At 50.2% G+C, this 12,869-nt stretch carries 13 protein-coding genes; 5 read left to right on the forward strand and 8 right to left on the reverse strand.

The window, feature by feature from the left end; all coding sequences use genetic code 11:
• Positions 1-4 precede the first annotated feature (4 nt).
• The 5 genes from kdsA to hemA all read right to left on the reverse strand — a co-directional run bounded on the left by kdsA (position 5) and on the right by hemA (position 4,944).
• Complete coding sequence (kdsA, locus tag R5268_RS05215) at positions 5-856, reverse strand: 3-deoxy-8-phosphooctulonate synthase (protein ID WP_107679845.1); 852 nt, start codon at positions 854-856, stop codon at positions 5-7.
• Positions 857-922: 66 nt separating this feature from the next.
• Complete coding sequence (sirB1, locus tag R5268_RS05220; RefSeq protein ID WP_046892234.1) at positions 923-1,729, reverse strand: invasion regulator SirB1; 807 nt, start codon at positions 1,727-1,729, stop codon at positions 923-925.
• Positions 1,726-2,562: a peptide chain release factor N(5)-glutamine methyltransferase gene (gene prmC, locus R5268_RS05225; protein ID WP_317418889.1), complete on the reverse strand. Its 837-nt coding sequence runs from the start codon at positions 2,560-2,562 to the stop codon at positions 1,726-1,728. Before prmC ends, sirB1 begins: the two co-directional genes overlap by 4 nt.
• Complete coding sequence (gene prfA / locus R5268_RS05230) at positions 2,562-3,644, reverse strand: peptide chain release factor 1 (RefSeq protein WP_046892236.1); 1,083 nt, start codon at positions 3,642-3,644, stop codon at positions 2,562-2,564. Before prfA ends, prmC begins: the two co-directional genes overlap by 1 nt.
• 37 nt (positions 3,645-3,681) lie before the next feature.
• Positions 3,682-4,944, reverse strand: coding sequence for a glutamyl-tRNA reductase (gene hemA / locus R5268_RS05235; RefSeq protein ID WP_046892237.1), 1,263 nt, complete (start codon positions 4,942-4,944; stop codon positions 3,682-3,684).
• A 280-nt stretch (positions 4,945-5,224) separates the two neighbouring features.
• Between hemA and lolB the strand changes: the two genes are divergently transcribed.
• The 3 genes from lolB to prs all read left to right on the forward strand — a co-directional run bounded on the left by lolB (position 5,225) and on the right by prs (position 7,738).
• Entirely contained in the window at positions 5,225-5,854 is a 630-nt protein-coding gene (gene lolB, locus R5268_RS05240; RefSeq protein WP_107679841.1) for a lipoprotein insertase outer membrane protein LolB, read from the forward strand.
• A complete protein-coding gene (gene ispE, locus R5268_RS05245) occupies positions 5,839-6,714 on the forward strand; it encodes a 4-(cytidine 5'-diphospho)-2-C-methyl-D-erythritol kinase (protein WP_317418890.1) in 876 nt (291 codons plus the stop codon). Before lolB ends, ispE begins: the two co-directional genes overlap by 16 nt.
• 76 nt (positions 6,715-6,790) lie before the next feature.
• Positions 6,791-7,738: a ribose-phosphate diphosphokinase gene (gene prs / locus R5268_RS05250; protein ID WP_107679870.1), complete on the forward strand. Its 948-nt coding sequence runs from the start codon at positions 6,791-6,793 to the stop codon at positions 7,736-7,738.
• A gap of 120 nt (positions 7,739-7,858) precedes the next feature.
• Here the strand turns inward: prs and R5268_RS05255 are convergent, their stop codons facing one another.
• The gene (locus R5268_RS05255; protein WP_046892240.1) at positions 7,859-8,128 is read right to left on the reverse strand and encodes a stress-induced protein YchH; all 270 of its coding nucleotides are present in this window, start codon (positions 8,126-8,128) and stop codon (positions 7,859-7,861) included.
• Positions 8,129-8,430: 302 nt separating this feature from the next.
• On the opposite strand from R5268_RS05255, the gene pth reads away from it, so the two are divergent.
• Entirely contained in the window at positions 8,431-9,021 is a 591-nt protein-coding gene (gene pth / locus R5268_RS05260; RefSeq protein ID WP_317418891.1) for an aminoacyl-tRNA hydrolase, read from the forward strand.
• Positions 9,022-9,127: 106 nt separating this feature from the next.
• The gene (gene ychF, locus R5268_RS05265; RefSeq protein WP_046892242.1) at positions 9,128-10,219 is read left to right on the forward strand and encodes a redox-regulated ATPase YchF; all 1,092 of its coding nucleotides are present in this window, start codon (positions 9,128-9,130) and stop codon (positions 10,217-10,219) included.
• Between the two features lie 161 nt (positions 10,220-10,380).
• Here the strand turns inward: ychF and R5268_RS05270 are convergent, their stop codons facing one another.
• Positions 10,381-11,532, reverse strand: a complete 1,152-nt coding sequence (locus R5268_RS05270) for a hypothetical protein (protein ID WP_317418936.1) — start codon at positions 11,530-11,532, stop codon at positions 10,381-10,383.
• A gap of 330 nt (positions 11,533-11,862) precedes the next feature.
• Positions 11,863-12,726 carry a hypothetical protein gene (locus R5268_RS05275; RefSeq protein ID WP_317418892.1) on the reverse strand — a complete coding sequence of 288 codons (864 nt, stop codon included), beginning with the start codon at positions 12,724-12,726 and terminating at the stop codon, positions 11,863-11,865.
• Positions 12,727-12,869: the final 143 nt, after the last annotated feature.

Genomic DNA, 12,869 nt, shown 5'->3' on the forward strand with positions numbered 1-12,869 from the left:
GAAATTATTCGGTATCCAGCTCAGGGAAGCTTTTCACCAGATCGTCAATCGCTTTAACCTGTTGCAGGAACGGTTCCAGTTTTGCCAGCGGCAGTGCGGAAGGACCATCACAACGGGCATTATCCGGGTCCGGATGCGCTTCCAGGAACAGACCGCCCAGGCCAACCGCCATCCCGGCACGGGCCAGTTCAGCCACCTGACCACGGCGACCGCCGGATGCGGCACCAAACGGGTCGCGGCATTGCAGGGAGTGCGTGACATCGAAAATCACCGGGCAACCGCCGGAGGCTTTTTCCATCACTTTAAAGCCCAGCATATCCACAACCAGGTTGTCATAACCGAAGCTTGCGCCGCGATCACATAAAATGATCTGGTCATTACCGCCTTCACGGAATTTATCCGCGATATTACCCACCTGCCCCGGGCTGATAAACTGAGGTTTTTTGATGTTAATGACCGCGCCGGTTTTTGCCATCGCTTCCACCAGATCAGTCTGACGTGCCAGGAAAGCCGGTAACTGAATCACATCCACCACGTCCGCCACCGGCTGCGCCTGCCAGGATTCGTGAACATCAGTAATAATTTTAACGCCGAAGGTTTTTTTCAGCTCTTCAAAAATCTTCATCCCTTCCTCAAGACCCGGACCACGGTAAGAGTTGATGGAAGAGCGGTTTGCTTTGTCGAAAGAGGCTTTGAAGACATACGGAATATTCAGCTTCTGCGTGACAGTCACGTAATGTTCGCAGATTTTCATCGCCAGATCGCGGGATTCAAGTACATTCATGCCGCCGAACAGAACAAACGGCAGCGCATTGCCGACACGAATATCCCCGATAGATACGACTTTCTGTTGCATGGTATAACCTTTTGGCAGAGGCAATTAAATTGCGTTTATGGAAATCACTAAACCGGTATCAGTTTATTAATGCAGAACGATATGCTGCTGTTCGTATGTGTGGATCTGCATTTTTATCATTTCCGATACCGGGTCCTGCGGACATTGCTCAATAAAATAGTTCAGATCGGAAATCGCGATATGACTGCAATCCAGCTGGGCATAGATCAGCCCGCGGTCACGGATTTCATACGGATCATCCGGGTCAAATAATAAAATGGTTTCGCTGACTTTCAGTGCCTGCTCCATTTTTTTCTCTTCCATCAGGGCGACTTTAATACTGTCGAGGTATTTGCGCACCACATGGCTGTTTTCGGCTTCCTCAAGGTCATCCCCGGTGAGATGATGCGCCGGGCTGACCGTACCTTTAATCCAGACATCCAGCGTGTGCTGATCCAGAATATCGCCGTTAATCGGATTGATAAACAGCGTATCGTCGTCAAGATCCGCCCGCAGAATAAGCTGAGTCGGGAAAACCACCGGCACAACCGGCAGACCGATAGCCTGTGCAATATGCAGGAACAGAATGCCGAGTGAAACCGGTGAGCCGCGCTGTGTGCGCAGCACATTGTCCAGCCACAGCGTATCAGACAGTGAATAAACACCGCTGGCACCGCCGAACTGCCATTTATGATAAAAGAGGGTAATCAGTGTCTGTAAACAGGTCTGTTCGTCGGACTGCGGCGGGAGGCGCTTACGGGTCTGGCGGATAAGTTCATTGATGTGTGTTTCTGCCTTTTCCCGGTCAAAATCAGGGCGGACAGTTTTCAGCACTAACATAATGCCGTTCAGTAACGGCGCACCATTGAATTCAAAATCGGCAATGCTTTTCATTTCTCTTCCCGTTGACCTAAAGTAACCCGATCATTTCCGCCATAATCGCGGCGGGTTTCCACCCGGCAAAATCCGTTTTCCCGGAACAGTTCACGGACAGCCTCTCCCTGCCGCCAGCCATGTTCCACAATCAGCCACCCGCCGGGTGTCAGATAATGCACGGACTGCACAGCAATTTCCGCCAGATCGGCCAGACCGTTCTGCGGGGCGACCAGCGCACTGCGCGGCTCGAAACGGACATCCCCCTGCACCAGATGCTCATCATTTTCATCAATGTATGGGGGATTACTCACTATCATAGCAAATTGATGAATCGGCAGTGAAGCAAACCAGCGACTTTCTTTAAACGCCGTATTTGTCAGCCCCAGGCGGGCAGCATTACGCTGCGCCAGTGCCACCGCATCCGGCTGAATATCCGCCCCGGTCACATGACAATCCGGCCGTTCAGAGGCCAGTGCCAGTGCGATGGCGCCGGTACCGGTACCGAGATCCAGAATATCGCAGGATGACGGCGGTAACAATTCCAGTGCCGCCTCCACCAGACATTCGGTATCCGGCCGCGGGATCAGTGTGGCGGGAGAAACTTCCAGCGGCAGTGACCAGAACTCACGCACACCGGTGATATACGCCACCGGTTCGCCCTGCTCCCGGCGGACGAGCAGCGCCTCAAGGCGTTGCTGTTCATCCCCGCTGAGTGCGGTTTCATCAAACGCAATAATGTAACTGCGGGTACGGCCGGTAACAAACGTCAGCAGAATCTCCGCATCCCGTTTCGGGCTGTCGCTGTGATTTAAACGGCTGACAGCCTCCGCCAGCCATGTCCGGAACGTCATCACTCCTGCTCAGACAGCGCCGCGAGCTGATCTGCCTGATATTCATTCACCAGCGGCTGGATCAGTGCATCCAGCTTGCCTTCCATCACTTCATCCAGACGGTACAGCGTCAGGTTGATGCGGTGATCGGTCACACGCCCCTGCGGGAAGTTATACGTGCGGATACGATCCGAACGGTCGCCGGAACCCAGCAGATTACGGCGCTCAGAGGCTTCCGCCTCATGACGGCGGGATTCTTCCGCTGCCTTGATACGTGCGGCCAGCACCGAGAGAGCTTTGGCTTTGTTTTTGTGCTGTGAACGTTCGTCCTGGCACTCCACCACAATCCCGGTCGGAATATGGGTGATACGGATAGCGGAGTCCGTGGTGTTAACGTGCTGACCACCGGCACCGGATGAACGGAAGGTATCAATACGCAGATCCGCCGGGCTGATATCCGGCAGTTCCGCTTCCGGTACTTCCGCCAGTACCGCGACAGTACAGGCAGAGGTGTGGATACGTCCCTGGGATTCGGTTTCCGGCACACGCTGCACACGGTGACCGCCGGATTCAAACTTCAGATTACCGTACGCGTTTTCACCGGTGACTCTGAAAATGATTTCTTTATAACCGCCGTGTTCGCCGTCATTACTGTTCATAATCTCAATCCGCCAGCGGCGTGATTCCGCATAACGGCTGTACATCCGGAACAGATCACCGGCAAACAGCGCGGCTTCATCACCGCCGGTGCCCGCACGGACTTCCAGGAAGCAGTTGCGTTCATCATCCGGATCTTTCGGCAGTAATAAGACCTGTAATTCCTGCTCTAAGGTTTCATTCCGCAGTTTTGCGTCTTTCAGCTCTTCCTGTGCCATCTCCTTCATTTCAGGATCATCAAGAAGCATTTGCGCGGTTTCGATATCATCCTGAATGGTCTGCCAGGCTTCAAAACATTTCGCAACGTCAGTCAGCTGCGCATATTCTTTCGACAGAGCACGGAATTTATTCTGATCAGCGATAACATCGGCGTCCGCAAGGTGCGCCTGAATTTCTTCATAACGTTCTTTCAATGCTTCCAGTTTTGCGACAATAGAAGGCTTCATTCGTAGTCTGCTACCTTAAAAAATAATATAGAGGAAGTTAATGATGCTCCAGCCCGAGGCTGTCGCGTAACAGAGTCAGGCGGCCGGTATCACCATCGCCGGCGGCCTGCTGAAGTGATTTGGTCGGTGCGTGGATCAGGCGGTTGGTCAGTTGCTGCGACATCTGGTTGATGACCTCTTCCGGGTCATGCCCCTGCTGAATCAGTGCCACCGCTCTGGCGGCCATCGCGGCGCGGATCTCTTCGGCCTGTTCGCGGTATTCACGGATCGTGTTTACCGCGCTCTGGGCGCGCAGCCATTCCATAAAATGCCCGCTTTCCTGCACCACAATGGATTCTGCCTGTTGTGCCGCCACCTGGCGCTGAGCCAGATTGTGCTCAATAATCGCCTCAAGATCATCCACGGTGTAGAGATAGACGTTACTGAGCTTTTCGACATCGGCTTCAATATCACGGGGAACTGCGATATCCACCAGCAGCATAGGCTGATTACGCCGGGCTTTAAGTGCGCGTTCCACCATACCTTTACCGATAATCGGCAACGGGCTGGCCGTGGAGCTGATAACAATATCTGCTTCCGCCAGCCGGCTGTCGATTTCCGGCAGTGTGATCACCTCTGCATTGACTTCCTGCGCCAGCACGCGGGCCCGTTCACGGGTACGGTTGGCGATCATCATATGTTTTACGCCGTGCTCATTCAGATGACGGGCAACCAGTTCGATGGTTTCCCCCGCCCCGACCAGCAGGATATTCAGTTTGGATAAGGATTCGAAAATCTGACGCGCCAGTGTACAGGCCGCAAACGCCACCGATACCGCATTGGCGCCGATATCAGTTTCAGTACGCACCCGTTTGGCAACAGAAAAGGATTTCTGGAACAGACGCTCCAGTTCACGGGAGAGTGAACGGCATGTCTGCGATTGTGCAAAGGCTTTTTTGACCTGCCCCAGGATCTGAGGCTCGCCGAGCACCAGAGAGTCCAGCCCGCTGGCCACGCGCATCAGATGACTGACGGCGTCATTATCCTGATGCCAGTAAAGACTGGACATCAGTTCCTGCGGGTTGATGTTGTGATAGCGGCACAGCCAGTCAATCAGCTGATCGCGCTGATCGTTCTGTTCATCCACACTGAGATAGATTTCTGTCCGGTTGCAGGTAGACAGCACAACGCCGCCGCTCACGGACGGTTGTTCGAGCAGATTGGTTAATGCCGCTTCCATGCTGTCCGGTGAGAAAGTCACTTTCTCACGCAGGGCCACAGGGGCGGTTTTATGATTAATGCCGAGTGCTAATAAAGTCATATCCTGCAATACAGACCGGGGTAAGTGTGTAAAATACCGGTTAAGTATACCGGAAATCAACACCCTTACTAAGGATAACTGCATGCAGTTTAGCAGCCGGTTCCGTGCAATTAAAGCGTTAAACAGGAAACAGTGATAATAAGCACATAATATGATGCGCAACAGGAAGCATTCACGGCACGGATAATTGCGTAAATCAGCGTAAGAGAGGTAGGAAACAGCCACTGAAACAGGCACAATACTGTTATTGCTTTTATAAGTTGTTAAAGGAAATTACAACGTGGCCTCTATTCAATTCCCGCGCTTTATCCGGTTACTGCCTCTGTGCAGCCTGATACTTGCCGCCTGTACCCTGCCCGACAATACAGAGAAAGGCGATGTTTCCGCCACCTCTGCCGGCTGGAAAGCACAGACACAACATATTAATCAGTTACAGCGCTATCAGACACGCGGGTCGTTTGCCTACATCGGCGCAACGCAAAAAACCTATGCCCGTTTTTTCTGGCAGCAGTACTCTCCTGACAGCTACAAACTGCTGCTCACCAACCCGGTCGGCAGTACCGAACTTGAGCTGATTGTCAAAGACGGACAGACACAGCTTACTGATAACAAAGGTCAGAAATATTACAGTGATGACCCGGACAGTATGATTTACCAGCTGACCGGCATGGCCATCCCGATGGAAAACCTGCGTCAGTGGATTGTCGGCCTGCCGGGCGATGCGCAGTCTTATGCCATCAGTAATCAGTATCACCTGAAAGCACTGAACTGGTCGCAGGGCATGGAAAAGTGGAAAGTCACTTATCAGTCTTATGATGAAAAAGTGTCCCCGCAACTGCCGAACCGTCTGGATATCGAACAGGGTGATAACCGTATTAAACTGAAAATGGATTCATGGACACTCAACTGACATCTCTGACCTGGCCGTCTCCCGCCAAACTGAACCTGTTTCTGTATATCACAGGCCGCCGTGCGGACGGCTATCACACTCTGCAAACCCTGTTTCAGTTTCTGGATCATGGTGACAGTGTCACAATCACACCGCGCACTGATGGTGTGATCCGTCTGCTGACCCCGCTTGCCGGCGTACCGGATGAGCAAAATCTGGTGATCCGCGCAGCACACCTGTTACAACACTATGCCCGGGAGCATCAGCTGACCGCCGGTCTGCCCGGTGCGGATATTGCCGTTGAAAAAGTACTGCCGATGGGCGGCGGTATCGGCGGCGGTTCCTCCAATGCCGCGACAGTGCTTATTGCACTGAACTATCACTGGCGGTTACAGTTACCTGACGACACGCTTGCAGAACTCGGTGTCACACTCGGTGCCGACGTCCCGGTATTTGTCCGGGGTCATGCGGCCATTGCTGAAGGAATAGGCGAAATTCTGCACCCGGCGTCTCCGCCGGAGCGCTGGTATCTGGTCGCACACCCCGGAATTTCGGTTCCGACACCGCTTATCTTCACAGATCCGCAATTAATTCGCGACACGCCGATCCGCTCTCTGCCCGCATTATTACAGGCTCCGTACGCAAATGACTGTGAACCGATCGCAAGAAAACGTTTTCGTGAGGTTGATGATCTTCTTTCCTGGCTGCTACAATATACCCCGTCACGCCTGACCGGTACGGGTGCATGTGTGTTCGGAGAGTTCGAAAACCAGGCAGCCGCCCGACAGGTGTTAATTAACGCGCCGGCGTGGGTGAAGGGCTTTGTGGCACGTGGTGTCAACATTTCGCCGCTTCATCAGTTCCGCGCTGGTCTACTGTAATTGCCCCTGATTCCGTCCCCGGACGCTTTCAGGTTCACAATTCAATCTCTCTGGACGCATGCCTGAGGTTTTTCTCGTGCCTGATATGAAGCTTTTTGCTGGTAACGCCATCCCGGAACTAGCACAACGTGTTGCCAACCGCCTGTACACTAACCTCGGAGACGCTGCAATCGGTCGTTTCAGCGACGGTGAAGTCAGTGTTCAAATCAATGAAAACGTGCGTGGTGGTGATGTATTCATCATCCAGTCTACCTGTGCACCGACCAACGATAACCTGATGGAACTGGTTGTTATGGTTGACGCGCTGCGCCGTGCTTCTGCGGGTCGTATCACTGCTGTTATCCCGTATTTCGGCTATGCCCGTCAGGATCGCCGCGTCCGCTCCACGCGTGTGCCAATCACCGCGAAAGTGGTCGCTGACTTCCTCTCAAGTGTGGGTGTTGACCGTGTGCTGACAGTAGATCTTCACGCTGAGCAGATTCAGGGCTTCTTCGATGTCCCGGTTGATAACGTATTCGGCAGCCCTATCCTGCTGGAAGATATGTTGCAGAAAAATCTGGATAACCCGATTGTGGTTTCTCCGGATATCGGTGGTGTGGTCCGCGCCCGTGCGATCGCCAAACTGCTGAACGACACTGATATGGCTATCATTGATAAACGCCGCCCGCGTGCGAACGTTTCTCAGGTGATGCATATCATCGGTGATGTTGCCGGTCGTGACTGTGTACTGGTTGACGATATGATCGATACTGGGGGCACGCTGTGCAAAGCTGCGGAAGCACTGAAAGAACGTGGTGCGAAACGTGTGTTTGCATACGCAACTCACCCTATCTTCTCCGGCAACGCGGTAAACAATATCCGTGATTCTGTGATTGATGAAGTGATTGTCTGTGACACCATTCCGTTATCAGCGGAAATTAAAGCACTGAATAAAGTCCGTTCACTGACTTTATCCGGAATGCTGGCAGAAGCCATCCGCCGTATCAGTAATGAAGAGTCTATCTCCGCGATGTTCGAGCACTGATTTAACCATCAGCGTACACATTGCGTGTCTGAACCCGTTGTGAACACAACGGGTTTTTTGTTGGCAGGCATTTAACCGCAGAGGGTAATAACCGTTCCCGGTTATTTTATGACACCCGTGTTACGGCATCCGGCGGCGATAACGGCTGTGGAAATGACGCAGCCAGTAATATTTATCCGCGATGGATTCACGACGCCCGCTCAGACCGGCTCCGCCCAGCCATACCAGCGCACCGATAAAGATCCCCATCAGAGAGGCTTCGGAATAAATATCCGGTAACGGGAGTGCGAAAATAAGGACACTGACAGTAAAGGCCATACTGCCGACCATCAGTAACATACCGACAACCATCAGCAGGTTACCGAGTAATAAGGATAATTTACGTTTCATAGGGACCTCCGCCACTCTTTTGTCTTTTAACAACTCAAAGTACGAAAGCAGGAATTCCTTCTTGACACTAAGTATAGCCCGAATTTGCCGCAATATGTTGCGGTTCAGATCACACAGGCCAAAAATAAAACATTTTATTTGGCTTATTGTGCCAAAAAGCGAAATTTAATAATTCATCACTAAATTATTGCACAAATAGTCACATCCGTCCCGGAAGGACGTTTCTTTTGTACTCCGCGCGGGTGACGGGTAGAATAGCCCTCTTTGCAGTCAAACCTGCCTGAACAACAAGTGATACAAGTGTGAGTCAGATAAAATTAATTGTGGGGCTGGCCAACCCCGGTGCGGAATACGCCCAAACCCGCCACAATGCCGGTGCCTGGTATGTGGATGAACTGGCCCGCCGTTATAACCAGTCATTAAAATCAGAAAGTAAGTTTTACGGTTATACTGCGCGCCTGAATATTCAGGGGAATGATGTCCGTCTGCTGGTACCGACCACCTTTATGAACCTGAGCGGAAAAGCGGTCAGCGCCCTCGCCGGTTTCTATCAGATTGCCCCGGATGAAATTCTGGTGGCACATGATGAGCTGGATCTCCTGCCCGGCGTGGCAAAAATGAAACTCGGCGGCGGCAACGGCGGCCATAACGGCCTGAAAGATATCCAGAGCAAGCTGGGCAACAACCCTAACTTTCATCGCCTGCGTATCGGCATCGGCCATCCGGGTGATAAAAGTAAAGTGGTCGGTTTTGTGCTGGGCAAGCCCCCGGCTTCTGAACAGAAACTGATAGATGAAACCATCGATGAAGCGGTACGCTGCACCGATGTGCTGATGAAAGACGGCATGGCAAAAGCCATTTCACGTCTGCATACATTTAAAGCCGGTCAGTGAGCCTCAGGTATCGTCTGTTTATCCGTAACCGTGTATAATCGGCGGCAATTATTTAACGTGCTTGCAGGCCGTTTTGGTCTGCTGTCATTTTTAAGGTGAAGAATTTATGGGTTTCAAATGTGGTATCGTCGGTCTGCCGAACGTCGGGAAATCAACGCTGTTTAACGCGCTGACCAAAGCAGGAATTGAAGCGGCGAACTTTCCGTTCTGTACAATTGAGCCGAACACCGGCGTGGTGCCGATGCCGGATGCCCGTCTGGATGCACTGGCGGAAATCGTAAAACCACAGCGTATTCTGCCGACCACCATGGAATTCGTCGATATCGCCGGTCTGGTGAAAGGCGCATCCAAAGGTGAAGGTCTGGGTAACCAGTTCCTGACCAACATCCGCGAAACAGAAGCTATCGGTCACGTTGTCCGCTGCTTTGACGATGATAACATTGTTCACGTTTCCGGCCGTGTTAACCCGGCAGAAGATATTGATACCATCAATACCGAACTAGCGCTGGCTGACCTCGACACCTGCGAACGCGCTATTCACCGCGTGCAGAAACGTGCCAAAGGCGGCGATAAAGACGCGAAACTGGAACTGGAAGTACTGGAAAAATGCCTGCCGCTGCTGGAAAATGCACAGATGCTGCGCACGCTGAATCTGAACAAAGAAGAAATGGGCGCGATCCGCTACCTGAGCTTCCTGACCCTGAAACCAACCATGTACATTGCCAATGTCCATGAAGATGGCTTTGAGAACAACCCGTATCTGGATCAGGTGCGTGAAATCGCAGAGAAAGAAGGTTCAGTGGTTGTGCCGGTATGCGCGGCAATTGAATCTGATATCGCCGAGCTGGAAGATGGCGACCGTGAAGAGTTTATGGCTGACCTCGGTATCGAAGAACCGGGCCTGAACCGCGTGATCCGCGCCGGTTACGCCCTGCTCAACCTGCAGACCTATTTCACCGCCGGTGTAAAAGAAGTCCGTGCATGGACTATCCCTGTCGGCGCCACCGCTCCGCAGGCAGCCGGTAAAATCCACACCGACTTTGAAAAAGGTTTTATCCGCGCCCAGACCATCGCATTTGAGGATTTCATCCAGTACAAAGGCGAACAAGGTGCAAAAGAAGCCGGTAAAATGCGCGCAGAAGGCAAAGATTACATTGTGAAAGACGGCGACGTGCTGAATTTCCTGTTTAATGTGTAACTAAAATTTGTAGTCTTATGATGTTTTGCTGAATATCAGAAGCATCGTAAAAAACCATAAAATCCACGCTATTGCGTGGATTTTTATTGGGATACTTACAATCCCTCTCAGCTTTTCCGGATAATAATCGAAAAAATGCTCCGCAGCACTGAACCCGTTTCTCAGGCAATCGCCAGCTCAATCATTTCGAAGACTTTTTTAGCACCGGCGTTGGATTGAGTCAGTGTGATTTTCTGTTTTTTCCCCTCTTTCAGCCAGAGAGTAATTTGCTTATTCAGCGTACCGGAAAAAGTGACCTTCCCGATATTACTGAACCGAGTGAAGAATTTCTCTTCATCCTCAAACATGCCCGGTAAACAATAGATAGCCTCATCGGTTAACACTACGCCACGATCACCTTTACCCATCAGCGTTTCATCAAAGTAAACAAGGACATCCTCTTTTTTAAGAGGCGGTAATGTTCCGGCTCCGGCAACAGCCTGAATAAAGTTACCGATTTTTTTATCATTCAGCCCATCATAACGATAAAAGTGATGATCTTTGTTCGTCGCGTAACACTGTTTTTTTTCATCATTCAATCGGTTGGCAGACGGTTCATCCGCAACAGCGCTTAATTCAGCCAGTGAACCGGTTAACGATGCCCCCACGGCGCCGGCGCCGGGAACAATCACGGTGGAGACTACTGTCTGAGTGACATTGCGCGTGTAGCCGGCAACAACCGTTCCCCGGGCTGTAGTGTATCCGCTCACCGACTGAGGAAGTTTCGTGGTTGTTTTTACCAGGCTCGTCTGGAATGCAGCACGCAGCGAGGCGACAATTGACACAATCAACAGCACAATCATCGGTACAGAGAGCAGCATAACTGAAAAGAGAAACAGGCTGTGTTTTGTCGTATCCGAACGCTCGCTGATACGCCCAGCACATCCCGCTGCTGCGATAAGGTAGACAACTCCGCATCCTATCGTCAGTAATAAATTACTGCTGCCGTAATAATTAAACTGGCAGATGACAGGAATTAAGAGACTGCCATATAGTGCCGCGCTCAACAGGGCATCCGGCAGCAAATTCTGAATGCTCTCAAATGCCCTCACGATGTTGTAAAATATCCAGCATATCAGGAGTATCCAGCCAATAACGGGGATTGCCGCAGCGATTGCCATCAAAATGACGCTTGCAATAACTCCGCCCAAAATAGCTGCAAGGTGCCCTTCCGATACCAGGTAGTAAATAAAAAACAGAAGTGCAAAACCAATCATCCCGGGTACAACAATAAAAATAGTGTCCGGTATGAAAAACACGACAACCCAGACCACCAGCAATAATAAAAAGCAGAGACCGGGTCCGGCATTCTGTGCTTTTACCGTTACATCCGTATAATTGGTCATACCGTCGTTCATCCTCTTATCTACTCACGTTTCTATGTTGTAACCGGAGAACACATTGTGTGTTTCTCCCGGGTATTTATATGAAAAACCGGCATCCCGGGGAAATATTCCCTGGTATATTAAATAATCATATTCCGGTTAACATCATCTTTGAAAAAGCAAGGAATATTTCTGTAACAATATTAGCTTTTTTAATCATCATTAATATATCTGGTATTAATCATATTTCCGTTAAAATAAACAGCGTAATAATCTAAATTAATAAACATACTCATAATTAATTTCCGCATGATGCTTATAGACACTGTCATTTTCGCCATTCTCACTTTCAATTAACACCGTTATATCCTGTTCTGCACGTGTACATCTGCCGAATTTATTCCAATCCTTACATGTTGTCACGGTTGTTTCGGTTGTGGAAAATGTCTGAACCATTGTGCTGCCTGATTGCTTGCCATCATCTGTATAGGTATATTCTTTCGTTGTGGAGTCAGACTGAGTCCGTATTAAGCGGTCTTTATCATCATAAAAATAGCGTGTATTTGAGCTGTCATTTGGTTGTGTACTGACTCTGTCCAATTTTGACAACCGTCCTTTATTATCACTTAAAAAGCGGGTCTCCGCTTTGAATTTCATACGTTCATCACCGAGCGTGGCATAAGACGTATCTTCCGATTTTGTTATTTTCCCGTTGCGGTCCGTCAGGAATTTCCCGTGCTGTCTTTGAACCATAAATGTGTTATCAACACCATGCTGGTCAATATCAGACAGTTTAAATGTCATATTATAGCGCCAGTTTTCATCCTGCTTATTTATCCTGATGTTAAAGACATTAACGATAACATGCTCTTTTATCCGGGATTTAATGATCTCGCTGTTTTCCAGTATCAGCAATCCGCCGCAATCATCAAATTTTGCATACGCACTATTATCAATGTAGTCATCACTACTTTTTATATGCACTTTCATTTCTTTCAGTGAATCGTTAAAAGGCCGTTCCTGCATAAAAATAAAATTATTAAATGCGTTAACGGCAGCGGTTTCTGCTGAACAGGCATTTTCACCGGCATACACATTATAAGAAAACCCACACATCAGACTTAACAGCAATAATCTTTTCAATGTACGAACTCCCGGCAATGTAATAAACAGTTAATATTTAAAGATTATAAATTGATAGTCACTGGCTGCAAGGTGTATTTCTGTTCCTCATCGGATATTTTACTCACCGGTTCATTGCGTTCAAAATCTTTGACCCGGGTAAA

The organism is Morganella sp. BCCO 40_0007, from assembly GCF_032989665.1.
Taxonomy (GTDB): domain Bacteria; phylum Pseudomonadota; class Gammaproteobacteria; order Enterobacterales; family Enterobacteriaceae; genus Morganella; species Morganella sibonii.